Genomic DNA, 25,628 nt, shown 5'->3' with positions numbered 1-25,628 from the left:
ACAGCGCCACATGCCAAAAAAGCCCGCCAAATCTGCCGCCAAACCGGCCAAAGTCCCGGTCCACGGTCCCCAGCACAGCAACCAGGTGCGCATCATCGGCGGGCTGTGGAAACGCACCCCGCTGCCAGTCCTGGCCGCACAAGGCTTGCGCCCCACCCCAGACCGCGTGCGCGAAACCGTCTTTAACTGGATCAACCACCAGCGCGACGCCAACTGGGCCGACGCCCAGGTGCTCGACCTGTATGCCGGCAGCGGCGCGCTCGGCTTTGAAGCGGCCAGCCGTGGCGCGCAATCGGTCACCATGGTGGACATGGCCACGCCAGTCGTGCGCCAGCTCGAAGACATCAAGGCCAAACTGAAGGCGGACAATGTGCAGATCCTGCGCGGTGACGCGCTGGTGGTGGCGCAAGCGGCAGCCGCGCGTGGCCAGAAATACGACCTGATCTTCCTCGACCCGCCATACCAGCAGGAATTCCTCGAGCGCAACCTGCCGCTGTGCGTGCGCCTGCTCAAGGAGGGCGGCCTGGTGTATGCGGAATCGGGCGCGGCACTGGCCTGGCCCGACGGCGACATGCCGGACTGGATGGCCGGCTGGGAAGTGATCCGCGCCGACAAGGCGGGCATGGTGTTTTACCACCTGCTGCAAGCCAAGTCGGCTGTGGCGTAGTTGACCCGAAGTTGCCCTGTAGTGACTGCTAAATTTTAAGGCACTCGCGGTTTTGGGGCATAATGCACGTTCTATAATGGTGCAGTGCAGGGAGACACAATGGTAGTAGCTGTTTATCCGGGAACGTTCGATCCGCTGACCCGTGGCCACGAAGATCTGGTGCGCCGCGCCTCGGGTCTGTTCGATACGCTGGTGGTTGGCGTGGCGGACAGCAAGAACAAGAAACCGTTCTTTTCACTGGACGAACGCCTGGCCATTGCCAACGAAGTGCTGGGGCATTACCCCAACGTCAAGGTCGAGAGTTTTTCCGGCCTGTTGAAAGATTTTGTACGCGCGCACGACGCCCGCGTGATCGTGCGCGGCCTGCGCGCCGTGTCCGATTTCGAATACGAATTCCAGATGGCGGGCATGAACCGCTACCTGCTGCCCGACGTCGAAACCCTGTTCCTGACGCCGTCCGACCAGTACCAGTTTATCTCCGGCACCATCGTGCGCGAGATCGCGGTGCTCGGCGGCGACGTCTCCAAGTTTGTGTTCCCCTCGGTTGACCGCTGGCTGCAAAAGAAAATTGCCGCCACCAAGACCGACTAAGAAAGAAGTTCTGTCATGGCCTTAATGATTACCGACGACTGTATCAATTGCGACGTGTGCGAGCCCGAGTGCCCGAACGACGCGATCTACATGGGTCCGGAAATTTACGAAATCAATCCCGACAAATGCACCGAGTGCGTGGGCCACTTCAACGAGCCCCAGTGCCAGCAGGTGTGCCCGGTCAGCTGCATTCCGTTCAACCCCGAGTGGCGCGAGACGGAAGAGCAGTTGCGGGCGAAGTTTGAAGCGCTGCAGGCGCCGAAAGCTTAAAGTTCGGCGCGCTTCGGCGCGAAATGCAGTTTGACGGCCAGCGCGACAGCGCGCACGCAGCCCGTCAGCAGCGGTTTGAACAGCAGCGCCAGCAGCGCAAACACACCCATCCCCAGCGCCAGCTGGATAACGGCGATCAGCGACAAGCCTTGCAGAACTGCGATGAGAGTGGACATGATGGGGCCAGACATTTAGAATCAGGCTCAATATAGTGCAGCGCAACATAAGCTGCCAATTTAGTTCTCCGATAACAATTATGCGATTGGTGAATGGATTGGCGTATGATGGCTGCACACCATCTCCCCCTTCCACCTCCTATATCCGAGCCAACATGAGCTTTCTGACGCTGGACTTGAATTTGTTACGCGTCTTTGACGCCGTGATGACAGAGCAAAATCTGACACGCGCGGCCGGCCACCTGGCCATGACCCAACCTGCGGTATCGAACGCCATCAAGCGCCTGCGCGAAAGCCTCGGCGACGAGCTCTTGATCCGCACCGCCTACGGCGTGAAACCCACGCCGCGCGCCGAAGCGCTGTGGCCGTCCGTGCGCAGCGCGCTGGCCAGCCTGGAAGCGGCCGTGGCGCCCGAGACCTTCGATGTGTCCGCCGCCCACGCAACCTTCCGCCTGGCCATGGCCGACGCTACCGCCGCCATGTGGCTGCCGTCGCTGATGCGTTCGATCGAACGCGAAGCGCCCGGTGTCAACGTGCGCATGATGCCGCTGACCACGCGCGAACCCCGGCCGATGCTGCTGCGCGGCGATATCGACCTGGCGGTCGGCTTCTTCCCCGGCGTGGCGGCGCAGTTGTCGTACGAAACCGGCTCGCCGATCCGCCACGAGCGCCTGTATTCGGGTCAGTACGTGTGCGTGATGCGGCGCGAGCATCCGCTGGCCAAGGTCGAGCTCAACCTCGACAACTACTGCAAGGCCAATCACCTGCTGGTCAGTTTCTCGGGCCGCGCCCACGGCCTGGTCGATGAAGCGCTGGCGCAGTTGCAGCGCGAACGCCGTATTTTGCTGACCGTCAACCAGTTCTTCACGGCCGGCCGCGTGGTGGCCAACTCGGACCTGATTACCGTGTTGCCACGCCACCTGATCGCGTCCACCGGCATGACCGATGCGCTGATCTGGAAAGAGTTGCCGTTCCAGCTGCCGGCGGTCCACCTCGACATGCTGTGGCACGAACGCGATGCGCGCAGCCCCGCGCACAAATGGCTGAGGTTGCACCTGGAAGGCATGAACCAGGGGGCGGCAAGAGCTGCCACCGCTGCCAAGAAAGACGCTGCTTAAAAAAAATCGGACCGCAACTGCGGTCCATTTTTTTATACGCTCGACCGGTAGCCGATCCTGAAGCCACCCCAATGCTTGCCATCGACGTAAATCGGCGCCGACAGGTCGTGCATCACTTCCCCCGTATCGCGCTTATACGTCTGCAATAAAAATGGTTTTGTGTTCGAGCCGCAGCGCTTGCCGGTGCGGTCGCTGAAGATGCGCTTGGTGCGGTTGTTGACGATATCGACGTCGTAATTCCCCGTCAGCGGCTGCGAGAATTTCCTGTTGTGGGTCGGAAAATAGCCATTGTTATCGACCGCGCCCGCGTAGGCCAGCTGCGGCATGGCCGCCAGCAACGCTTCCTGCAAGGCCGGCAATACCTGGTCGGTAAAATCGTCGAAGCGGGTCTTGTGCTTGGGCGGGTCGGTATCGGGAATGGCCGTATAGGTGCGGTCGAACAGCGCCTCGCGCGTGATCTTGCCCGACTTGATGGCCGCCTCGAAGATCTTGCCCACCTCGTGGGCAGCGGTTTGCGCGGCGGTGCGGATGGCGTCGTGCGAGGTTTCGATGGCCGACTCGCCCAGCGCGCCGGTGATCAGTTCGGCGCGTTCGGCCAGGGCCATGGCCGAGCTGGCCGCACGCGGCAATTCTTTCTCGGTCGAGAGCAGGCTGTCGCGGATGCTGGCAATTGCGGCAGCGATCTCGTCGGCGATGGCCACGTGTTCGCGCGACGACCGGGCGATTTCACCGATTTCCGTTTCCGACACGCCCGATGAGCGTTCGATATTGCCCAGCAGCCCGTGCACGGTTTCCACGTTGCCGGCCGCCTCGCTGACCTTGGTGGCCAGCGCGTTCATGCCGGTGGCGGCGCGTTCGGCTTGCTGATTGATCTCGCGCACCATGATGCTGATCTCGTCGGTGGCTTCCTTGGTGCGCAGCGCCAGCTGGCGTACCTCGCTGGCCACCACGGCAAAGCCGCGGCCCTGTTCGCCGGCACGCGCGGCCTCGATGGCGGCATTCAGTGCCAGCAGGTTGGTGCGGGCGGAGATTTCGCTGATCGCCTCGGTAAAACCGTAGATTTTGCGGGAGTTGGTTTGCAGGTCCGTCATGACGGCTGCTGCCGCCTGGGCGTCGTGACGCGCGGTGCGGATCCGTTGCAGGCCGGTATCGGCCTCGGCGCGGCCGGTGACGGTTTCGCCGCGCACCTGGGTAGCGATTTTTGCGGCGCGTTCGGCATTGGCGGCGATGCGCTCGGTGGTGGCGGCATTTTGCGCCGAGCTGTGGGCGATGCCGCCGGCGGTGCCCACGTCGAGCTCGATCTTCTTTTTCACCGAATCGACGAAATACGAGGTTTCCGCCGCGCCGATCATGATGGCGTCGATTTCCTCGCCCACGGTGTGGGCGAACTGGCGCACGCCGCCGTCGTCGCTGTCGCGGCGCGCGGCAAACCAGGCAATGGCTGCGCCCGCCAACGCGGCAGGCGCAGCCGTGTAAACCAACGCTGGCGTATCGCCAGCAGCCAGCTTGAACAAATACGCGAGAGCCGTGCCGCCCGCCGTCGCACCCAGTATCCACAATCCACGCTGCACCAACTTGTGTTGCAAATGACTCATGTCTCCCCCGCGTTGTTCTTGTCACCGGGCGCGCTGCCAGCGCTGAACGCTGGCAGCGTCCGGATTTAATTTATTGCTAGTACTATTTTATGGGCAACTTGGTGGTATTCTTGACTTCTTCCATGACCGCATAGGTGTGTGTTTCGCGCACGCCTTTTTGCAGCAGGGTCTTTCCGAGGAACTCGCGGTAGGCGGCCATGTCCTTGACGCGCGCTTTGACCAGGTAGTCGAAGCCGCCGGCAACCATGTGGCATTCGAGCACTTCGGGGATTACCTGCACGCTGTGCTTGAAGGCGTCGAAGACTTCGGGCGTGGTGCGGTCAAGCACCACTTCGATGAAGACGAGCAGGGACACGTCGAGCAACTGCGGATTGAGTTGCGCCGTATAGCCCATGATGTAGCCCGACTCGTGCAGCTTGCGCACGCGCTCCAGGCAAGCGGCCGGCGACAGGTTCACCCGGGCAGCCAGCTCCACGTTGCTGATGCGGCCATCGCTCTGCAACTCCATCAATATCTTCTTGCTGATCTTGTCTAACATTTCAGGGAACTCCCAAATAAATATTATTTGGTTAAATTGTCGCACTAAAAACAATCTATTGCTAGTCCCCTGTAATACCAGAATTAATCCGAAAGAATACACTTTACAATCGAATCATCAGCAGTTCACCGATTCGTGACCCAGAATCACCCATCTTCACGCGCTCAAGCTACCCGCTTGCAGCGCGTGTTTTTGTAAGTGGACTGCCTTCATTCAAACTTGAAAGTACTTTCATGCACGCAGCAGACCCCACCGTTTTCACCCCTTTTGCAGCGCTCCAGGCGGAGATCCTGCGCGACCCGATCCCGCTGCGCGCCGCAGTGACGGCAGCCTACCGCCGCGATGAAATCACCGCCGTGCAGTGGCTGCTCGGCCAGGTCGCCAACCACGACCGCGCCAGTGTCGAACAGGCGCGCCAGCTGGCCCATAAACTGGTCAGCGCGGTGCGCCAGCAGCGTACCCGTGCCTCCGGTGTCGATGCGCTGATGCACGAGTTTTCGCTGTCGTCGGAAGAGGGTGTAGCGCTGATGTGCCTGGCCGAAGCACTGTTGCGTATTCCCGACAACGCCACCGCCGACCGCCTGATTGCCGACAAAATCAGCAAGGGCGACTGGCGCAAGCACCTTGGCGAGTCGCCATCGCTGTTCGTCAACGCCGCCACCTGGGGCTTGCTGATCACCGGCAAGCTGGTCTCCACCAACAGCGAAACCGGCCTCGGCTCGGCCCTGACCAAGCTGATATCGAAAGGTGGCGAGCCGTTGATCCGCAAAGGCGTGGACCTGGCCATGCGCATGCTGGGCAACCAGTTCGTTACCGGCCAGACCATCGGCGAGGCGATCAAGAACGGCCAGGCCAACGAGGCGCGCGGCTACCGCTACTCGTACGACATGCTGGGCGAGGCGGCGCTGACCGAAGCGGACGCCAAAAATTACTATGCCTCGTACGAAACCGCGATCCACGCGATTGGCAAGGCCTCGAACGGCCGCGGCATCCGTAACGGCCCCGGCATCTCCGTGAAACTGTCGGCATTGCACCCGCGCTACAGCCGCGCCCAGCGCGCGCGCGTGATGGCCGAACTGCTGCCGCGCGTGCGTGCGCTGGTACTGCTGGCCAAGCAATACGACATCGGCCTCAATATCGATGCGGAAGAGGCCGATCGCCTCGAGCTATCGCTGGACCTGATGGAAGCGCTGGCCCACGATCCGGCGCTGGCCGGCTTTGACGGCATCGGCTTTGTCGTGCAGGCGTATCAAAAACGCTGCCCGTTCGTGATCGACTACCTGGTGGACCTGGCCCACCGCAGCGGCCGCAAGTTCATGGTGCGGCTGGTCAAAGGCGCGTACTGGGATGCGGAAATCAAGCGCGCCCAGGTCGATGGCATGCCCGGCTACCCGGTGTACACGCGCAAGGTGTACACCGACGTCTCGTACCTGGCGTGCGCCCAGCGCCTGCTGGCCGCCACCAATGTCATCTACCCGCAGTTCGCCACCCACAACGCGCAAACCCTGGCCACGATCTACACCTGGGCCAAGCGCGACGGCGTGACCGACTACGAATTCCAGTGCCTGCACGGCATGGGCGAGTCGCTGTACGACCAGGTGGTTGGCAAGGACAACCTCGACAAGCCGTGCCGCATCTACGCCCCGGTGGGCACCCACGAAACCTTGCTGGCCTACCTGGTGCGCCGCCTGCTGGAAAACGGCGCCAACTCGTCGTTCGTGAGCCAGATCGTCGATGAAGCGATTCCCGTCGAGTCGCTGATCAAGGACCCGGTGGCGCAGGCGCGCGAGCAGGGCGGCGCACCGCACCCGGCCATCGCACTGCCGCTGGCCATGTTCGGCAGCGAGCGCAAGAACTCCGCCGGTTTCGACCTGGCCAACGAAGACGTGCTGCGCGCGATTGCTGCCGCACTGGCAACGCCGCGTAGCTGGCACGCGCTGCCGCTGCTCGCTGGCGGCGTCTCGGCCGGCCAGCCGATCCAGCAGATCACCAACCCGGCCCAGCGCGCCGACGTGGTGGGCCAGCTGGTGGAAGCAACTGCCGCCGACGTGGAATCGGCGCTGATCGCCGCCAATCACTATGCCATGGACTGGCAAACCACCGAACCGGCCGTGCGCGCCGCCGCCCTCGAGCGCGCTGCCGACCTGTTCGAAGCCAACGCCATGGAACTGATGACCCTGGCCATCCGCGAAGCCGGTAAATCGCTGCCCAACGCGATTGCCGAACTGCGCGAAGCGGTCGATTTCCTGCGCTACTACGCTGCCGAAGTGGCGGGCGCCACCAATCCGCTGGCGCTCGGTCCCGTCACCTGCATCAGCCCGTGGAACTTCCCGCTGGCGATTTTCACCGGCCAGGTGGCAGCGTCCCTGGCCGCCGGCAACGTGGTGCTGGCCAAGCCGGCCGAGCAAACCCCGCTGATCGCGTTCCGCGCGGTGGAGCTGCTGCACGAAGCGGGCATCCCGCGCGCCGCGCTGCAATTTTTACCGGGCCGGGGCGAAGTGGTAGGCGCCGCACTGACAGCGGACGCGCGCGTAAAAGGTGTGATCTTCACCGGTTCGACCGAAGTGGCGCAGCTGATCAACCGCACCCTGGCCAAGCGTGCGGCGCTCGAACACTGCGACATCCCGCTGATCGCCGAGACCGGCGGCCAGAACGCCATGATCGTCGATTCGTCGGCCTTGCCCGAGCAGGTGGTGCAGGATGCGATCTCGTCGGCATTCGACAGCGCCGGCCAGCGCTGCTCGGCGCTGCGCGTGCTGTTCCTGCAGGAAGATATCGCCGACAAGACCATCCACATGCTCAAGGGCGCGATGCAGGAACTCAACGTCGGCAGCCCGGACCGCCTGGTGACCGATATCGGCCCGGTGATCGATGCCGAGGCGCAAGCCAACCTGCTGGCGCACATCAATAAACTGAAAGGCACGGCGGTCAACTACTTCTCGCTCGATCTGCCGTCGCACGTGATCACGGCCGGCACCTTCGTGCCGCCGACGGTGCTGGAAATCCGCTCGCTGGCCGAACTCACGCACGAAGTATTTGGCCCGGTGCTGCACGTGATCCGCTACCGCCGTGCCGACCTGCCCAAGCTGGTCGAGCAGATCAACGCATCCGGCTTCGGCCTGACCCTGGGCGTGCATTCGCGCATCGATGAAACCATCGACTTCATCACGGCCAACGCCCACGTCGGCAATATTTACGTGAACCGCAACATCGTCGGCGCCGTGGTCGGCGTGCAGCCGTTCGGCGGCGAGGGCAAATCGGGCACCGGTCCCAAGGCCGGCGGCCCGCTGTACCTGAAACGCCTGCAACGCAATGCCACAGCCGCCAGCGCCCACCAGCGCCAGCCGGCCCCGGCACTCGATGCGCTGACCGCCTGGGCCAACCTGCACGGCCAGCAGCGCCTGGCCGCGCTGATTGAGCAATACGGCCGCACCAGCATGCTGGGCAACCTCACCACGCTGCCGGGCCCTACCGGCGAACGCAACACCCTGGCGCTGCTGCCGCGCGGCGCCGTGCTGTGCGCAGCCGGGACCCAGCCGGCACTGCTGAACCAGCTGGCGGCGGTGCTGGCCACTGGTAACACGGCGCTGGTCGCGAACGAAGCCGCCAGCCTGCTGCCGACCGACTTGCCGGCGGCCGTGAAAGACTGCATCGGCCGCGCTGGCGACGGCGTGGACGGCCCGTTCCAGGTGGCGTTGGTGGAATCGCAGCTGGCCGCCAGCCTGCACCCGCGTTTGGCGGCCCGGGAAGGGGCCCTGGCAAGCCTGATCGACACTAACGCGGAGGATGCCATCCCCCTGTGGCGTTTGCTTGCTGAGCGGGCCCTGTGCGTGAATACGACAGCAGCGGGCGGCAATGCCAGCCTGATGACGCTGTCGGTATAGTCAAGAACCTGTTGTAGACCCTTTGGGCCGGCGATTGCCGGCCTTTTTTTATGCCTTGCAGAAGTTCTCGATCACCTCGAACGCATAGCGCGACGCCACGGTTTCGATGAAATGCAGGAAATCGACCGCCGCATCGTCATTGGCATTATCGGAAATGGTGCGGATCACCGCGAACGGTATGCCCAGCTCGAAGCACACTTGCGCCACGGCCGCGCCTTCCATTTCCACCGCCAGCAAGCCGGGCAGGGCGGTTTTTAATGCTACGAGCTGTTCCAGGCGGCCGATGAACTGGTCGCCGCTGGCAATCAAACCACGGTGCACGCGCGTGGTTTTGGCGGCAGCCGTTGCCAGCCGTTCAGTCAACGCCAGGTCGGTGGCAAAGCGCGACAGGCCGGTCAATGGCACCTCGAACCGGGGAAACAGCGGTGACGCATCCATATCGTGCTGGACCAGGCTGTCGGCCACTACGATATCGCCGACATTGACGTGCGGATCACTGCTGCCGGCAACGCCGGTGAAGACGATGTGGGTAACACCGAACTTTTCCACAAGGATTGCGGCTGTCATGGCAGCGGCAACCTTGCCAATTCGCGACAGAACGCACACAGCGTCGATTTCCCACAGTTTCCCTGTCGTGTACTCACGCATGCCGTGAACGCGCATGGCGGGGCTCTGAAGGGCTTCCAGCAGCCCCTGCTGTTCTTCTGCCAACGCACTGATGATGCCAAGACGCATGTCTTTTCCCTTGTTTTTGGATGAATGACGACGTTTTGCATGTGGACAGCAACGTCCTTGTCCACAGCGCAGCGTTCAAAACGGTCGATTTTAAGGCGTTTCTTGCGTTTAGAACGGGACTTGGACTGCGAACAGGCTTGTGGTTGTCGGTGTTTTCGGGCTGTTTCGGGTGGTTTTCGGGTTTTGCCGTGGCTGTTGCTGTTTACTTGTTTACAAAGAATTTATATAAAATAATAGTAGTAGTAAACGCGGTCAAAGCTGTGGATAAGTTCTGTATACGTTTACGAATCAGCTGTTTACAACTTTTACAAGCAGGCGCATAAGCGCTGTACCAGTTGCAGAACAATTTCTGCATAAAATTACGGCCCTTGCTTCATCAAGCGCTTACTCACATCGATCCTTGTGGATATCCAGAACGTTATCCACAGAAGCATAGTGCTGGAAGCGATTTCTGCCGCTTTCCTTGGCCCCATACATGGCTTGATCGGCGTTTTTCATGAGTGTTTCGACATCCTTGCCGTCTTGCGGGTACAAAGCGATGCCGATGCTGCTTGAAATCTCAGCGATATGGACGCCGTCGCCGTCCAGGTCGAACGGTGTGCTCATCTGTTTGAGGATTTCCCTGGCGGTGCGGGTGACGTCGGCCGGGTTGCGCAGCTCGCCAAGCAGGGCGATGAATTCGTCGCCACCGAGCCTCGCCACCACGTCGGTGCCGCGCATCGAGGCAGTCAACCGTTCTGCCACTTGTTTGAGCAGCAGGTCGCCCTTGTCGTGGCCCATGGTGTCGTTGACCTCCTTGAAGCGGTCGAGATCGACGAACAATATCGCCATCGGCAACTTGGCACGGTCCGATTTCTTCATTTCCTGGCGCAACCGTTCGTGGAACATGCGCCGATTCGGTAACCCGGTCAGCGTGTCGAAGTTGGCTTGGCGCCAGATCCGTTCTTCCGATGCCTTCTTTTCCGTCACGTCGCTGAGCAGCGCGACGTAGCGGAACGGGTGGCCGAAATCGTCGTGGACGGTGTCGAACCGGATTTCCGCCAGGTACTCGGTACCATCCTTGTGGCGGTGCCACACTTCACCGTCCCACTGGCCCGTCTCGCGGATGGTTTTGGTCATGCGCGCAAAAAACTCGACACCTTCGCGCCCGGCGGTCAATTCGTAGCTGCGGCGGCCGATCACTTCGTGTTCCACGTAGCCGCTGAGCAGGGAAAAAGCGGGATTGACGGTCAGGATGCGGCCTGCGGCATCGGTCACCATCATCGCTTCGCCGATATTGTGGAACAGCAACGCCGACAATTTCATCGATTCCTCGTTGGCGCGCAGCTTTTGCTCCATGTCGCGGCTCTCGCCCAGCAACGCGCGGATGCGCAACTCGCGTTCTTCCTGGCGCGCATAAGTGCGCAGCGAATACATGCCGCCGGCCGTCATCAGCAATAACAGGCAAACCAGTCCAGCGCCAGCCACCAGGTAGCTGCGGTTTTTCTGGCGCGCCGCCTCGGCATCGCTGCTGCCCACCAGCATTACCAGCGGAAATTGATCGAAAACCCGGTAACTGTAGGTGCGATGCAAGCCGTCAATGATGCCAACCGCCTTGTAGGTGCCGGTGTTGCCGTTGCGTAGATGCCTGAACAACTCGCTGTTGGACAAGTCGCGTCCGAACGATTGTTCGAACAGGGGCGCGCGGGCGATGATCTTGCCATCGCGGTAGAACAGGGTGATCGAAATATCGGCGGTAAACCGCGAATTGTCGAACACCGAGGCGTAGCGCTCGACATTGAGCGGCGCCAGCAGCACGCCGATGAACTCGCCCTTGGCGTTCTCCACCCGGCGGCTGACGAAAAACAGTTTTTTACCCGTGTATTTGCCACGTACCGGTGCGCCGATATACGGCCGGTTGCCGTTGGCGTTGTCGAGATGGATCTTGAAGTAGTCGCGTTCCGCGTAATTCTGGCCGGTAACATCGATATCGAGCGACGTGGCAACGACATTGCCCCGGGTGTCGAGAAAAGTGAGCCAGTAATCGACATTGAAATTGGCCGCGCGTGCCGATAACAAGTCGGAAATGGCAGCGCGTGAAGGATTTTGCGTGCTGGGCAGCACCTTGATGGCATTGGCAAAACCGATCATGGCCAGGTCCACCGACTGCAGCGAGTTGGCCACGTAGGCTTCCATCGCTTTCACGTAGTGATCGGTCTGGCTTTGCAATGCCCGTTCGCGTTCAACGTAGGAGGTGCGAACCTGGGTGATGACGACCGTGACGGCCAGCGTTGCCGCCAGAAACAGGCCAGTGAGCAAGCGACGGCGAAAGCGCAGGTAGGCAGGCGATCGCGGTTGGGTAGGCATGGATGACAATCGGTCTCCGACACGGTTGTGAGGCGTTGTCTTGCACATGCCGAGTATAGGGGAAAGCCTGTGCTGGCGCGATGTTCGCGTGGGCGCGAGCTGTGGTTTACTCTAAAAGATGTATATAAAGAATAGTAGTAGTTGTTTACGTGGACACTTTTCTGTGGATAAGTCGCTATTTTGGATTAGAATCAGGCGTTTACGCGCTGTAGAACCGGGCGCGTAAACTGTGTATGTGGACAGGCACTGTTTTTGGATAAAAAATGGTGTCCCCAAAAAAAATTCGTTTACGCACATTCCGCACCTGTGGATATCCATAAGGTTATCCACATGGGTAAACACCTCTTTTCAGGGGCGTGACCGGGGAGCCGCAGCTTGGAATCAGCAGGTGATTACGACCACATCATCATCGGCGCCGGCTCGGCCGGTTGCGTCCTCGCCAACCGCCTCAGTGCGGATTCCACCAAACAAGTGCTGCTGATCGGAGCGGGCGGACGCGACGATTATTTCTGGATCCACGTCCCGGTCGGCTATTTGCACTGCATCGACAATCCGCGCACCGACTGGATGTACCGCACCGAAAGCGAAGCCGGCCTGGGCGGACGTAGCCCAAGGGTTGTCGCGACGATCCGGATGCCGTGGTGGGCAGCCAATTGCGCGTAATCGGCGTGCAAAACTTGCGCATCGCCGACGCCTCCATCATGCCGCTGATCACCGCCGGCACACCAATTCTCCCACCATCATGATTGCGGAAAAAGCAGCCGAGCTCATCAAGAAACCCAATCAGAATAAGGGTGTCTGACTAGATCTGGATCAAACAATGCTCGTATTTATACCGTATTGTTGGTCAATTTGTTACTGTGTATGATCTGAAAAAAAGGCGGTACCTTGCATATAAAAACAAGGAGACAGGATGTCAGGCTTTATTTTGGAAACACAGCATTTGACCAAGGAGTTCCGCGGATTTACCGCCGTTAGCGACGTCAATCTTCGCGTTCAGCGCGGTCATATCCATGCCCTCATCGGCCCCAACGGCGCGGGCAAAACCACCTGTTTTAATTTGCTCACCAAGTTTTTGGTGCCCACGTCCGGCCGCATCCTGTTCAACGACAAGGACATCACGGCAGCCAAACCGGCGCACATCGCGCGGCTCGGCGTGATCCGCTCGTTCCAGATTTCCGCCGTGTTTCCGCACCTGACGGTGCTGCAAAATGTACGCATCGGCTTGCAGCGCCAGCTGGGCACCAGCTTCCATTTCTGGCAAAGCGAACGCAAGCTCGCCGTCCTCAACGATCGCGCCATGGCCTTGCTGGCCGAAGTTGACCTGGCCGGTTTCGCCGACACCGTCACGGTCGATATGCCTTACGGGCGCAAGCGCGCGCTCGAAATCGCCACCACCCTGGCAATGGAACCGGCGCTGATGCTGCTCGACGAACCCACCCAGGGCATGGGCCATGAAGACGTGCACCGGGTTACCGAACTGATCAAAAAAGTCTCGGCAGGGCGCACCATCCTGATGGTCGAACACAATATGAAAGTGGTGGCCGGCATCTGCGACCGCATCTCGGTATTGCAGCGCGGCGCCATGCTGGCCGAAGGCACGTATGCCGAAGTGTCGCGCAACCCGCAGGTGATGGAAGCCTATATGGGAACCGAAGCAGGCACCGAAGTCGGCGAACTCGAAGGAGCGCACTGATGACCGCCGCGCTCGACATCTGCAACCTGCAAACCTGGTACGGCGAATCGCACATCCTGCACAACGTCAACTTGCGCGTGCAACCGGGCGAGGTGGTCACTTTGCTCGGTCGTAACGGCGCCGGCCGCACCACCACCTTGCGCGCCATCATGGGCCTGACCGGCGCCCGCAAGGGTTCGATCAAGGTCAACGGTGCCGAGGCGATCGGCCTGCCCACGCACCAGATCGCCCACCTCGGCGTTGGCTATTGTCCCGAAGAGCGCGGCATTTTCGCCTCGCTGTCCACCGAGGAAAACCTGCTGCTGCCACCGCAACTGGCCGGCGGCAAGCAGGGAATGCCGGTGGCCGATATCTACGCCATGTTCCCCAACCTCGAGGAGCGCAAGCACAGCCAGGGCACCCGGCTGTCCGGTGGCGAGCAGCAAATGCTGGCTGTCGCGCGTATCCTGCGCACCGGCGCGCGCCTGCTGCTGCTCGATGAAATCTCTGAAGGGCTGGCGCCCGTGATCGTGCAAGGCCTGGCGCGCATGATCAAAACCCTCAAGGCCAGCGGTTACACCATCGTCATGGTAGAACAGAATTTCCGGTTTGCCGCGCCCCTGGCGGACCGGTTCTATGTGATGGAACACGGTCAGATCGTCGAGACCTTTGTTGCATCCGAACTCAGCGCCAAGATGCCAGTGTTGACGGAGCTTCTCGGCGTGTAGCGGTTTTCATTCGAATATTCCTCGGGAGACACCATGAAACGCAAAGTACTCGTCAGCGCCTGCGCGCTGTGCCTGTCGTATGGCGCGCAGGCGCAAATCTCAGGCGACACCATCAAGATCGGCATGATCACCGACATGTCCGGCCTGTACACCGATATCGACGGTGCCGGCGGCGCCGAAGCAATCAAGATGGCCATCGCCGATGCCGGTGGCGCCATCGCCGGCAAGAAGGTGGAATTCATCTCCGCCGACCATCAAAACAAGGCCGACATTGCCGCGTCCAAGGCGCGCGAATGGTTCGACCAGCAGGGGGTGGACATGCTGATCGGCGGCACCAATTCCGGCGCCAGCCTGGCCATGGCCAAGGTCGCTGCGGAAAAGAAAAAAGTATTTATTTCGATCGGCGCCGGTTCGGCCCGGCTCACCAACGAGGAGTGCACGCCGTACACCGTGCACTATGCCTACGACACCATCGCGCTGGCACGCGGCACCGGCGGCGCCATCGTCAAGCAGGGTGGCAAGAACTGGTACTTCCTCACCGCCGATTACGCGTTCGGCCAGTCGCTGGAAAAGGACACGGCCGACGTGGTGAAATCGGCCGGCGGCAAGGTGCTGGGGGCAGTGAAGCACCCGCTGTCGGCATCGGATTTTTCATCGTTTCTGCTGCAGGCGCAATCGTCGGACGCGCAAATTCTCGGCCTGGCCAATGCCGGCGGCGACGCCATCAACGCCATCAAGGCCGCCAACGAGTTTGGCATCACCAAGAAAATGAAACTGGCCGGGCTGCTCATTTTCATCAACGATATCCACTCGCTCGGGCTCAACCTCACGCAGGGCATGTACCTGACCGACGGCTGGTACTGGGACCAGAACGACGACACCCGCGCCTGGTCCAAGCGCTATTTTGCCAAGATGAAAAAAGAGCCATCGATGCTGCAGGCGGCCGATTATTCCGCCGCCGCCCAGTACCTGAAAGCCGTCAAGGCTACCGGTACCGACGATGCCGACAAGGTCATGGCCTGGCTCAAGGCCAACAAGGTCAACGACATGTTTGCCAAGAATGGCGTGATCCGTCCGGACGGACGCATGGTCCACGATATGTATTTGATGGAAGTGAAAAAGCCATCGGAATCGAAATATCCGTGGGATTACTACAAGGTGGTGGCCACCATCCCCGGCGACCAGGCTTACGCCACCAAGGCGGAAACCAAGTGCAGCTTGTGGAAATGATGTGATGCCTGCCCGGGGCGGCCATTCGGCTTGTCCCGGTTCCTTGCCCTCCCGACCCCGCCTGGCGCAACGCACCTCAAACAGGCGACTTTTTTGTTAGTGATCTCATGGAAATATTCGGCCGTCCCTTGACCGTGTGGTTGAGCCAGCTAATGCTGGGACTCGTCAACGGTTCTTTCTACGCGATGTTGTCGCTGGGCCTGGCAGTGATTTTTGGCCTGCTCAACGTGATTAACTTTTCCCATGGCGCCCTGTACATGATGGGCGCGTTCGTGGCCTGGATGGGCATGACGTATTTCGGCCTCAGCTACTGGTGGATGTTGGTGCTTGCGCCGTTGACCGTCGGCGCGTTCGGCGTGCTCGTGGAGAAAACCATGCTGCGCTGGCTGTATAAACTCGACCACCTGTACGGGCTGCTGCTTACGTTCGGCATCACCTTGCTGGTCGAAGGCGTGTTCCGCTCGTTTTACGGCGTGTCGGGCCAGCCGTTCCAGACGCCCGATGCGCTGGCCGGCGCCACCGACCTTGGCTTCATGGTCATGCCGCACTACCGCGCCTGGGTGGTGGTCGCCTCCGTGGTGGTGTGCCTGGCCACGTGGTACGTGATCGAAAAAACCAAGCTGGGTTCATACCTGCGCGCCGGTACCGAAAATCCCAAGCTGGTGGAAGCGTTCGGCGTCAACGTGCCGTTGATGGTTACGCTCACCTACGGCTTCGGCGTTGCTTTGGCGGGCTTTGCCGGGGTGCTGGCGGCGCCGATCATCCAGGTCCAGCCGCTGATGGGCCAGAACCTGATTATCGTCGTGTTCGCTGTTGTGGTGATCGGTGGCATGGGCTCGATCATGGGCTCGATCCTGACCGGCCTCGGGCTTGGCGTAATCGAGGGCCTGACCAAGGTGCTGTACCCGGAGTTTTCCTCGACGGTGGTATTCCTGGTGATGATCGTGGTGCTGCTGCTGCGTCCTGCCGGTTTGTTTGGTAAAGAAAAATAAGAGGCTCTTCATGAACAAGACACTTGGTTATTCCCTGGCTCTGGCGGTCGCGCTGGCGGCGCCCTTTATCGGCTACCCCGTGTTCCTGGCCAAGCTGCTGTGCTTTGCGCTGTTCGCTTGCGCCTTCAACTTGCTGATCGGCTTTACCGGTTTGCTGTCGTTCGGCCACGCGGCCTTCTTTGGCGGCGCCGGCTACGTGGTGGGCAACGCCCTCAAGGTATGGGGCTGGCCGGTCGAGCTCAGCCTGCTCATGGGACTGCTCAGCGGCGCCGGCCTGGGCCTGGTGATGGGCGGGCTGGCGATCCGCCGCCAGGGCATTTATTTTTCCATGATCACCTTGGCGCTGGCGCAGATGGTGTTCTTTGTCGCGCTGCGCGCCGGCGGCTTCACCGGTGGCGAAGATGGTTTGCAGGGTGTTCCACGTGGCAGCGTGCTGGGCATGATCGACCTCGGCAACGACCTGCTGCTGTACTTCTTCGTGCTGGCGCTGGCGGTCGGCGCGTTCGCGCTGATCGTGCGCACGGTCCACTCGCCGTTCGGCCAGGTGCTGATGGCGATCAAGGAAAACGAGCCGCGCGCGATCTCGCTCGGTTACGACGTGGACAAGTACAAGCTGCTGGCGTTTGTGCTGTCGGCCGCGCTGGCCGGCCTGGCCGGCGGCCTCAAGGTACTGGTGCAGGGCTTCGAAACCCTGACCGACGTCCACTGGACCATGTCCGGCCTGGTGGTGCTGATGACCCTGGTTGGCGGCATGGGCACGCTGGCCGGTCCCATCCTCGGCGCGGTGATCATCATCATGCTTGAGAATAAACTGGGCGACTGGGGCATTTACCTGTCGTCGGTCAGCGGCATCGAGTGGTTCACCACCATTGGCGAGGCGGTCAACATGGTGGTGGGACTGATCTTCATCATTTGCGTGCTGGCATTCCGGCGCGGCATCATCGGCGAGTTCCTGGCCTGGAGCCGCAAAAAGCCGGTCGCCAGGCCGGCCTGAGACTTTTCTAAACGAAGTATGACGCAGCACATGCGCCGGGCGATCTGCCCGGCGTTTTCCATTTGGACAGGGTAAATTTCTGGCAGCAGTCTGGAGGGACTTTTTCCGTCCATCATTTACCACTCTGGAGGATGAGCATGAAAACCACGACACTTGTCTCCGCCGTTACGGCCGCTATTGCCACCCTGGCGTTGAGCGCCTGCGGATCGCACCATGGCCACCACGGCGAACCGAACGAAGCACCGCGCTACCTGCGCGACATCAGCGTCACCACCTACGATGGCGTATCGGATGATTTGCTGACCGGCGGCCTCGGCGCTTCCGGACTGACTACCGCCGCGCCGGTTCCCGGCTATGCCGATCCACTCAATCCCACGCCGGCCGAGCTGCGTCGTAACGCCATCTATTTCAATTACCGGGCGATTGCCGACGTCAATCCCAACTCCGGCTATGGCCGCCTGTACGGTCCCAATGTCGATGTCAACGGCGTACCCACCACCGGCGAGGGCAAGATCGCCGGTACCGAGTACATCGCCTACGCCGACAACGCCAGTGGCAAGCAGAACGTGACGGTCATGGTGCAGATACCGGACAGCTTCGATGTCAGCAACCCGTGCATCATCACCGGCGCTTCGAGCGGCTCGCGCGGCGTGTACGGGGCGATTGCCACGGCGGGTGAGTGGGGCCTCAAGCACAAGTGCGCGGTGGCTTATACCGACAAGGGTACCGGCACCGGCCTGTACACATTCGACGACGACAGCGTGAACTTGCGCACCGGCGTGCGTGCACCACGTACGACGGCCGGCAACAACGCCAATTTCTCTCCGACTATTACGGACGCCGAGCGTGCCGCGTTTGCTGCCGCGTACCCGGGCCGCATCGCCTCGAAGCATGCGCATTCGCAGCAAAACCCGGAAAAGGACTGGGGCACACACGTGCTGCAATCGGTGGAGTTCGCGTACTACGCGCTCAACGAAAAGTATGGCGAAGTGGGCAAGGACGGCAAGGGCCACCGCGTGCGCTTTACGCCGCGCAACACCATCACCATCGGCTCCAGCGTTTCCAACGGCGGCGCTGCCGCGCTGCTGGCAGCCGAGCAGGACCGCAAGGGCCTGATCACCGGCCTGGCGGTAAGCGAGCCGCAGATCCAGCCCAGGGACAACACCAGCTACTCGGTGCGCCAGAACGGCACGCCGGTGACGGGGCAGGGCAAGCTGCTGATTGATTACTCGACGTATGCAGCGCTGTACCAGCCGTGCATTGCCGCCACGGCAGCGACGTCCGGCCGCTGCACGGCGCTTGTGGCGAAGGGATTGCTGGCAGGAGCCGACCTGGCGGCGCAGCAGCTTGACGCCAGGGCGCGGCTGCGTGCCTATGGCTGGCTGGCGGAATCCGATCCCTTGCAGTCAACTTATTCGCCGATTAACGTGCTGGTGGCTGTCACCTATACGTTTGCCTATGGCCGCTTCGCGCCCACCGACAAAGTGTGCGGCTTTACCTTCGGCCCGGTCGATGCGGCGGGCTTGCCCACCACGTTCACGGCCGCGCAAAGGGCCGCCAGCTTTGCTACCCAGAACGGCATCATCGGCACTCCGATCTACGAGGATTCGGTCGGCGGCGCCCGGTCGTATGCGGCAGGTGTGTCGCCCAGCACCAACCTGGCCGACCAGTCGCTTGACGGCTTCCTGTGCCTGCGGGCGCTGGCCACCGGCATCGATCCTGTCAATGGCAACGCGCTGACCGGCGCGCTGGCAGCGCAAAGCAAGCGGGTGCGCGATGGGGCGGCCGAGGTGGTTGCAAATGGCAAGCTGAACGGCAAACCGGCGATCATCGTCCACGGTCGCAGCGACACGCTGATGGTGGTGAACTTTACGTCGCGTGCATACCTGGGGCTGAATGCGGCAGCGGAAGGTTCCTCAAGCAAACTGCGTTACATCGAGGTCACCAATGGCAACCACTTCGATGTGCTGACCAATGCGCTGCCGCAGTACGTGATCCCGCTGAACGTGTACCTGTTCCGTGCACTTGACGCGATGATGGCGCACTTGCGCAGCAATGCCGCATTGCCGCCATCGCAAGTGGTGCGCACGACCACGCGGCCGGATAATACGGTACCGTTGACGGACGCGAACCTGCCGCCGATTGCAGCCGCCCCGGCGCCAGCCAACGCGATCACTGTCAGCGGCACGACGGTGGACGTGCCGCAATAAGCTTGGCACACGGCGGCAGCGCACTGCGCTGCCGCCTTCTGCTTGTTTGTATTCCGCGCTACCAACTGCTCACTGAGCAAGTTCCACTTATCTTTACCCGCAGCCGCACCCACCCGCGCCCACCCGCAGCCACAGCCACATCGCTGTACTGACCAGTATCTGCACAGCGACCCGAATGTGGGGATTCATCACATGGGGCTTCGCCACTGGAATCTGTTGCCCATGCAATTTGCAGAGCTATGCCGAATCGGCATGATCTGCACGCGCTTTGGGCCGGAGTTCGTGGTAGTGCAGACGCTGCCTGCCTGTTGCTCCTTCGTATCACTTGCCATTGCCATGCCATCTCGGCATGAAGCCTGGGGCCGGTTTTTCCGTACAATACAGCCTTGAAAAATTGACGGACGGCGGTAGCAGTGGATTACTTGATATTGGGTGTGGCCGCATTTGGCGCGGGACTGGTCGATGCGGTGGTGGGCGGCGGCGGGCTGATCCAGATGCCTGCGATTTTTTCGGTGTTCCCCAACACCGCGCCGGCCACCTTGATCGGCACCAATAAACTGGCGTCGATTTTCGGCACCAGCGTGGCGGCGGTCAGTTATGCGCGCCGCGTGGCGGTAGCCTGGACCGTCGCCGCACCAGCGGCGTTTGCCGCGCTGATCTTTTCCTTCCTCGGTGCCTACACGGTGACCAAGGTGTCGCCCGACTTTCTGCGTACGGCCCTGCCGGTGGTATTGCTGCTGGTGGCGATCTATACGTTTGCCAAAAAAGACCTCGGTTCGGTGCACGCGCCGTTGCACACCGGGCGCAAGGAGCAAACGCTGGCGCTGATCATCGGCTCGGCGATCGGCTTTTACGACGGCTTCTTCGGTCCCGGCACTGGCAGCTTCCTCGTGTTCCTGTTCGTGCGGGTCTTCGGCTTCGACTTCCTCAGCGCGTCGGCGGTCAGCAAAATTGTCAACGTTGCCTGTAACTTTGCCGCGCTGGTTTGGTTCGGCTACAGCGGCCACTTGCTGTGGCAGTTGGGCCTGATGATGGCCGTGTGCCAGATTGCCGGCTCGGTGATCGGCACCGGCTTGGCGATGAAACATGGCAGCGGATTTGTCCGTAAATTGTTCCTGATCGTGGTGTCGGTGTTGATTGCCAAGACCGGGTACGACGCTTACCTGAGGTGGTAACGATGGTGTGATGTTTCACGTGGAACCAAAACCACATCAAAAAGCAGGGCGCTTGTCGAAAGATAAGCGCCCTTTTTCAATGTTTCACGTGGAACCAAAGCAGAATATTTTTGCCTAAAAAAGTCGCAGCTACAAAAAGACTCTATAATTTGACCTTACTCCCTCCGCTTTAAAAATTCCATCATGTTATTTCCAACTTCATTCGACGTCATCGTTGTCGGCGGTGGTCACGCCGGCACCGAGGCCGCACTTGCTTCCGCCCGCATGGGCCAGAAGACTTTGCTCTTGACGCACAACATCGAGACACTGGGCCAGATGTCGTGCAATCCTTCCATCGGCGGTATCGGCAAAGGCCACTTGGTCAAGGAAGTCGATGCCATGGGTGGCGCGATGGCGATCGCTACCGACGAATCGGGCATCCAGTTCCGCATCCTGAATTCCTCGAAAGGCCCGGCAGTACGCGCCACGCGCGCCCAGGCTGATCGTATCCTGTACAAGGCAGCGATCCGTGCGCGCCTGGAAAACCAGCCAAACCTGTGGCTGTTCCAGCAGGCCGTCGATGACCTGATGGTGGAGGGCGACCGCGTGGTCGGCGCCGTTACCCAGATCGGCTTGAAGTTCCTGGCGCCAGCCGTGGTGCTGACCGCTGGTACTTTCCTCGACGGGAAAATCCACGTCGGGCTGCAAAACTACTCGGCCGGCCGTGCCGGCGATCCGCCAGCGATCTCGCTGTCCGCCCGTTTGAAAGAACTGAAACTGCCGCAAGGTCGTCTGAAAACCGGCACGCCACCGCGTCTCGACGGCCGCTCGATCGACTTCGCGCAAATGACCGAGCAGCCGGGCGACCTCGATCCGGTGCCGGTATTCTCGGTCATGGGCAACACCGCCATGCATCCGCAGCAGCTGCCGTGCTGGGTTACCCACACCAATAACGAAACCCACGACATCATCCGTGCCGGCCTCGATCGCAGCCCGATGTACACGGGCGTGATCGAAGGCGTGGGTCCGCGCTATTGCCCGTCGATCGAAGACAAGATCCACCGCTTTGCTTCGAAAGAATCGCACCAGATTTTCCTGGAGCCGGAAGGTCTCACGACCCACGAATTCTATCCAAACGGCATCTCGACCAGCCTGCCGTTCGACGTGCAAATCGCCCTGGTGCGTTCGATGAAGGGGCTGGAAAACGCCCACATCCTGCGTCCCGGCTATGCCATCGAATACGATTATTTCGACCCGCGCGGCCTGAAAGCATCGCTGGAAACCAAGGCCGTGGGCGGCCTGTATTTCGCCGGCCAGATCAATGGCACCACCGGTTACGAAGAAGCGGCAGCGCAGGGCATGTTGGCCGGCATCAACGCCGCGCTGCAAACCCAGGGCCGCGAAGCGTGGACCCCGGCGCGTTCGGAAGCATACTTGGGCGTGATGGTCGACGACCTGGTCACGCAAGGCGTGATGGAACCGTACCGCATGTTTACCAGCCGCGCCGAGTATCGCCTGAGCCTGCGCGAAGACAACGCCGACATGCGCCTGACCGAAATCGGCCGCAAATTGGGCTGCGTGGGCGACGCCCAGTGGGAGTCGTTCGACCGCAAGCGCGAGGCAGTTGCCCGTGAACTCGAGCGCCTGCGTTCCACGTGGGTCAATCCCCGCATCGTGGAAGCTGCCGAATCGGAACGCGTGATTGGCCAGGCTATCGAGCGCGAATACTCATTGGCCGACCTGCTGCGCCGCCCGGGCGTGGGCTACGACAAGCTGATGACCCTGTCCAGCATCGACGGCCGCGACCTGGCCGGCCCGGGCGTGAGCGACGATGCAGTGCGCGAACAGATCGAAATCCAGCTCAAGTATTCGGGCTATATCGACCGCCAGACCAAGGAAGTCGAACGCCATGAGCACTACGAAAACCTCAAACTGCCGGAAGGTTTTAATTACCTGGACATCACCGCGCTGTCGGTGGAAGTACGCCAGAAACTGCATGCCCAGCGCCCCGAAACCCTGGGCCAGGCCTCGCGCATATCCGGTGTAACGCCGGCGGCGATCTCGCTGCTGCTGGTCCATCTGAAAAAAGTGGGCTTCGGCGGCTTTTTGAACAAGGAGCAGAAAGACGAGGTGGCGCAATGAAGGTCTTCGATCGCGCCGTGGTTGCTGACGTGTTGCGCACCGGAATCGCCGGCCTTGACCTGGACCTGAGCGAAGCCCAGGTCGAAAAACTGCTCGATTACCTGGCCCTGCTGAACAAGTGGAATGCGGTGTACAACCTGACGTCGGTACGCGATCCTCTGCAGATGGTCACACTGCATTTGCTCGATTCGCTGGCCGCCGTTGCCGCGTTCAAAGACGCCAAAAACGTGCTCGACGTGGGCGCCGGCGGTGGCTTGCCCGGCATGGTGCTGGCCATCAGCCGGCCGGACATGAAAGTGTCGATGATCGACACCGTGCACAAGAAAACCGCGTTCCTGAACCAGGTCAAAGCGGAGCTGGAACTGACCAATGTGACGGTGTACACCAAGCGCGTGGAGCAGCTGGAAGTCAAAACCAAGTTCGACGTGATCACCTCGCGCGCCTTTGCCGACCTGTCCGACTTCGTCAACTGGTCGGGCCATTTGCTGGAGCAGGGCGGCCAGTTCATCGCCCTGAAAGGCACGGCGCCAGCGGAGGAACGCGAGCGGCTGCCGGAGCCATGGAAGGTGCAGAAACTGCAGCCTTTGCAGGTGCCGGGGCTGGAGGCGGAGCGCCATCTGGTGTTCATAAAATCAGAACACGCAGAAACAGTATAAATGGTTTAAATCGTATAAATCGTTTATATCAAATAAACGGTATAAATAATTTAAACCGTATAAATAATTTGTTGGAAAATTCTGTAGGAAGACGATAAAAAATACATGGCGAAAATTTTCTGCGTAGCGAATCAGAAGGGCGGGGTGGGCAAGACTACCACCACCGTCAACCTGGCGGCCGGACTGGCAAAGCTGAACCAGCGCGTGCTGCTGGTGGACCTGGACCCGCAGGGCAATGCCACCATGGGCGCCGGCATCAACAAGGCCGGCCTGGCCGCCTCCACCTACGAGGTGATGCTGGGCGAGTCCGACGTGGCCACCGCGCGCCTGAGGTCGGAGGCGGGCAGGTTCGACGTGCTGCCATCGAATCGCGAGCTGGCCGGCGCCGAGGTGGAGATGGTGGCGCTCGATAACCGCGAGCGACGCCTCAAGCTCGCGCTAGCGGCAGTGGACAAGGACTACGACTTCATCCTGATCGATTGTCCGCCGGCATTGTCGATGCTCACCCTGAACGGCCTGTGCGCCGCGCACGGCGTGATCATCCCGATGCAGTGCGAGTACTACGCGCTCGAAGGCTTGTCCGACCTGGTCAACACCATCAAGAAGGTGCACGCCAACCTTAACCAGGATCTGAAGATCATCGGCCTGTTGCGCGTGATGTTCGATCCGCGCATGACGCTGTCGCAGCAGGTCTCGGCCCAGCTCGAACAGCACTTCGGCGACAAGGTCTTCAAAACCATCATCCCGCGCAACGTGCGTCTGGCCGAAGCGCCGTCGTATGGCATGCCCGGCGTCACGTTCGATCCATCGTCCAAGGGCGCGCAGGCGTATATCGCTTTTGGCGCCGAGATGGTCGAACGCATCAAGAAAATGTAAGGCACCTATTTATGGCAACCAAAAAACTCAAGGGCCTGGGCCGCGGTCTCGACGCGCTGCTTGGCGGCAGCGACGATAAGGCGGCGGACGCCAACACGCCATCCGAATTGCCGGTCACGCAAATGCAGGCCGGCAAATACCAGCCGCGCACGCGCATGGACGAGGGCGGCCTGCAGGAACTGGCGGCATCGATCAAAACCCAGGGCATCATGCAGCCGATCCTGGTGCGCCCGGTCGGCACCGATCCGCTGACCGGCGCGGTCACGTACGAGATCATTGCTGGCGAACGCCGTTTCCGCGCAGCGCAACTGGCCGGACTGGACGTGCTGCCGGTATTGGTGCGCAACGTCGATGACCAGGCTGCCGCTGCCATGGCGCTGATCGAGAACATGCAGCGCGAGGACCTCAATCCGCTGGAAGAAGCGCAAGGCATCCACCGCCTGATCACCGATTTCAGTTTTACCCATGAACAGGCTGCCAACGCGGTGGGCCGTTCGCGCAGCGCCGTGTCGAACCTGCTGCGCCTGATGAACCTGGCGTCCAGCGTACAAACCATGCTGATGGCCGGCGATATCGACATGGGCCACGCACGCGCGTTGCTGGCAGTCGATGCGGCCACGCAAATCAACCTGGCCAACAGGGTAGTTGCCAAACGGTTATCGGTACGCGAAACGGAAAAACTGGTGACGCGCACGCTGGAAGAGCAACAGGCGGCGCCGGCCGAGGCGCGGCAAAAGGAAAAGTCCGGAGATATCACCAGGCTGGAAGAAGAACTGTCGGACAAGCTGGCCACGCCGGTGGTCTTCAAGATGGGCAGCAAGGGACGCGGCCAGATGATTATCGACTTTGCCGACCTCGATATCCTCGATGGCGTGCTGGCAAGACTGCGTGCGTGAGCCAGCACGAGGAAAAATGGGAAATGACAGCGGATCGCAGCATTGTTGATTTCAAATCACAAATAAGCTGTTTTCTCCCTTTTACCTCATCCGGCGCCAAAGTGGTGCAACACGATTGGAAATGTTTGTAAAAGCGTCTCTTTCGCGCACTATAT

General features: G+C 60.9%; 22 protein-coding genes and 1 pseudogene. 18 read left to right on the top strand and 5 right to left on the bottom strand.

Going from position 1 to position 25,628, the window contains the following annotated elements; genetic code table 11:
- Positions 1-10: 10 nt before the first annotated feature.
- The 3 genes from rsmD (at position 11) to ASF04_RS14025 (ending at position 1,528) form a co-directional block, all read left to right on the top strand.
- Positions 11-667, top strand: a complete 657-nt coding sequence (gene rsmD, locus ASF04_RS14035) for a 16S rRNA (guanine(966)-N(2))-methyltransferase RsmD (RefSeq protein ID WP_056142679.1) — start codon at positions 11-13, stop codon at positions 665-667.
- Between the two features lie 99 nt (positions 668-766).
- Positions 767-1,258: a pantetheine-phosphate adenylyltransferase gene (coaD, locus tag ASF04_RS14030; RefSeq protein ID WP_019924066.1), complete on the top strand. Its 492-nt coding sequence runs from the start codon at positions 767-769 to the stop codon at positions 1,256-1,258.
- Between the two features lie 15 nt (positions 1,259-1,273).
- On the top strand, positions 1,274-1,528 hold the full coding sequence (locus tag ASF04_RS14025; protein WP_026637688.1) for a YfhL family 4Fe-4S dicluster ferredoxin: 255 nt from the start codon (positions 1,274-1,276) through the stop codon (positions 1,526-1,528).
- Here ASF04_RS14025 and ASF04_RS27530 read toward each other — a convergent pair.
- On the bottom strand, positions 1,525-1,704 hold the full coding sequence (locus ASF04_RS27530) for a hypothetical protein (protein WP_156368645.1): 180 nt from the start codon (positions 1,702-1,704) through the stop codon (positions 1,525-1,527). The genes ASF04_RS14025 and ASF04_RS27530 overlap by 4 nt on opposite strands.
- Positions 1,705-1,859: 155 nt before the next feature.
- Between ASF04_RS27530 and ASF04_RS14020 the strand changes: the two genes are divergently transcribed.
- Complete coding sequence (locus tag ASF04_RS14020; RefSeq protein ID WP_019924063.1) at positions 1,860-2,822, top strand: LysR family transcriptional regulator; 963 nt, start codon at positions 1,860-1,862, stop codon at positions 2,820-2,822.
- Between the two features lie 32 nt (positions 2,823-2,854).
- On the opposite strand, the gene ASF04_RS14015 is transcribed toward ASF04_RS14020, so the two are convergent.
- Together ASF04_RS14015 and ASF04_RS14010 are read right to left on the bottom strand one after the other, a co-directional pair.
- Positions 2,855-4,417 carry a methyl-accepting chemotaxis protein gene (locus ASF04_RS14015; RefSeq protein WP_056142676.1) on the bottom strand — a complete coding sequence of 521 codons (1,563 nt, stop codon included), beginning with the start codon at positions 4,415-4,417 and terminating at the stop codon, positions 2,855-2,857.
- A gap of 82 nt (positions 4,418-4,499) precedes the next feature.
- Entirely contained in the window at positions 4,500-4,955 is a 456-nt protein-coding gene (locus ASF04_RS14010; protein WP_008443393.1) for an Lrp/AsnC ligand binding domain-containing protein, read from the bottom strand.
- A 233-nt stretch (positions 4,956-5,188) separates the two neighbouring features.
- Between ASF04_RS14010 and putA the strand changes: the two genes are divergently transcribed.
- On the top strand, positions 5,189-8,839 hold the full coding sequence (putA, locus tag ASF04_RS14005; protein WP_056142673.1) for a trifunctional transcriptional regulator/proline dehydrogenase/L-glutamate gamma-semialdehyde dehydrogenase: 3,651 nt from the start codon (positions 5,189-5,191) through the stop codon (positions 8,837-8,839).
- Positions 8,840-8,887: 48 nt separating this feature from the next.
- Here putA and ASF04_RS14000 read toward each other — a convergent pair whose 3' ends face one another.
- Both ASF04_RS14000 and ASF04_RS13995 read right to left on the bottom strand, forming a co-directional pair.
- Positions 8,888-9,574, bottom strand: coding sequence for a 5'-methylthioadenosine/adenosylhomocysteine nucleosidase (locus ASF04_RS14000; RefSeq protein ID WP_056142671.1), 687 nt, complete (start codon positions 9,572-9,574; stop codon positions 8,888-8,890).
- A gap of 384 nt (positions 9,575-9,958) precedes the next feature.
- Entirely contained in the window at positions 9,959-11,920 is a 1,962-nt protein-coding gene (locus ASF04_RS13995) for a diguanylate cyclase domain-containing protein (RefSeq protein WP_056142669.1), read from the bottom strand.
- A gap of 375 nt (positions 11,921-12,295) precedes the next feature.
- Here ASF04_RS13995 and ASF04_RS13990 point away from each other — a divergent pair.
- From ASF04_RS13990 to ASF04_RS13935, 13 genes and pseudogenes are all read left to right on the top strand, one after another.
- A pseudogene (locus ASF04_RS13990) lies at positions 12,296-12,529 on the top strand (choline dehydrogenase); the annotation flags it as partial.
- Between the two features lie 29 nt (positions 12,530-12,558).
- Positions 12,559-12,666 carry a GMC oxidoreductase gene (locus ASF04_RS28770; protein ID WP_082488769.1) on the top strand — a complete coding sequence of 36 codons (108 nt, stop codon included), beginning with the start codon at positions 12,559-12,561 and terminating at the stop codon, positions 12,664-12,666.
- A 167-nt stretch (positions 12,667-12,833) separates the two neighbouring features.
- Positions 12,834-13,616, top strand: coding sequence for an ABC transporter ATP-binding protein (locus ASF04_RS13985; protein ID WP_056142663.1), 783 nt, complete (start codon positions 12,834-12,836; stop codon positions 13,614-13,616).
- On the top strand, positions 13,616-14,323 hold the full coding sequence (locus tag ASF04_RS13980; protein ID WP_056142660.1) for an ABC transporter ATP-binding protein: 708 nt from the start codon (positions 13,616-13,618) through the stop codon (positions 14,321-14,323). The genes ASF04_RS13985 and ASF04_RS13980 overlap by 1 nt, the downstream gene beginning before the upstream one ends.
- Positions 14,324-14,356: 33 nt before the next feature.
- Positions 14,357-15,553 carry an ABC transporter substrate-binding protein gene (locus ASF04_RS13975; protein ID WP_056142658.1) on the top strand — a complete coding sequence of 399 codons (1,197 nt, stop codon included), beginning with the start codon at positions 14,357-14,359 and terminating at the stop codon, positions 15,551-15,553.
- A 107-nt stretch (positions 15,554-15,660) separates the two neighbouring features.
- The gene (locus tag ASF04_RS13970; protein ID WP_056142656.1) at positions 15,661-16,545 is read left to right on the top strand and encodes a branched-chain amino acid ABC transporter permease; all 885 of its coding nucleotides are present in this window, start codon (positions 15,661-15,663) and stop codon (positions 16,543-16,545) included.
- Between the two features lie 10 nt (positions 16,546-16,555).
- Positions 16,556-17,539, top strand: a complete 984-nt coding sequence (locus ASF04_RS13965; RefSeq protein ID WP_056142653.1) for a branched-chain amino acid ABC transporter permease — start codon at positions 16,556-16,558, stop codon at positions 17,537-17,539.
- A 137-nt stretch (positions 17,540-17,676) separates the two neighbouring features.
- On the top strand, positions 17,677-19,749 hold the full coding sequence (locus tag ASF04_RS13960; protein WP_056142650.1) for a 3-hydroxybutyrate oligomer hydrolase family protein: 2,073 nt from the start codon (positions 17,677-17,679) through the stop codon (positions 19,747-19,749).
- Positions 19,750-20,162: 413 nt separating this feature from the next.
- Positions 20,163-20,924: a TSUP family transporter gene (locus tag ASF04_RS13955; RefSeq protein ID WP_056142647.1), complete on the top strand. Its 762-nt coding sequence runs from the start codon at positions 20,163-20,165 to the stop codon at positions 20,922-20,924.
- Positions 20,925-21,107: 183 nt separating this feature from the next.
- Complete coding sequence (gene mnmG / locus ASF04_RS13950; protein WP_056142645.1) at positions 21,108-23,045, top strand: tRNA uridine-5-carboxymethylaminomethyl(34) synthesis enzyme MnmG; 1,938 nt, start codon at positions 21,108-21,110, stop codon at positions 23,043-23,045.
- Positions 23,042-23,701: a 16S rRNA (guanine(527)-N(7))-methyltransferase RsmG gene (rsmG, locus tag ASF04_RS13945; protein ID WP_056142643.1), complete on the top strand. Its 660-nt coding sequence runs from the start codon at positions 23,042-23,044 to the stop codon at positions 23,699-23,701. The genes mnmG and rsmG overlap by 4 nt, the downstream gene beginning before the upstream one ends.
- A 105-nt stretch (positions 23,702-23,806) precedes the next feature.
- Positions 23,807-24,577 carry a ParA family protein gene (locus ASF04_RS13940; RefSeq protein ID WP_056142642.1) on the top strand — a complete coding sequence of 257 codons (771 nt, stop codon included), beginning with the start codon at positions 23,807-23,809 and terminating at the stop codon, positions 24,575-24,577.
- An 11-nt stretch (positions 24,578-24,588) separates the two neighbouring features.
- Positions 24,589-25,473: a ParB/RepB/Spo0J family partition protein gene (locus tag ASF04_RS13935; RefSeq protein ID WP_056142640.1), complete on the top strand. Its 885-nt coding sequence runs from the start codon at positions 24,589-24,591 to the stop codon at positions 25,471-25,473.
- The last annotated feature ends 155 nt before the right edge of the window (positions 25,474-25,628 follow it).

Source organism: Duganella sp. Leaf61, from assembly GCF_001421905.1.
Taxonomy (GTDB): domain Bacteria; phylum Pseudomonadota; class Gammaproteobacteria; order Burkholderiales; family Burkholderiaceae_D; genus Rugamonas; species Rugamonas zoogloeoides.
Note: the sequence above shows the minus strand (reverse complement) of the source record. Positions and strands in the feature narration are given on the sequence as shown.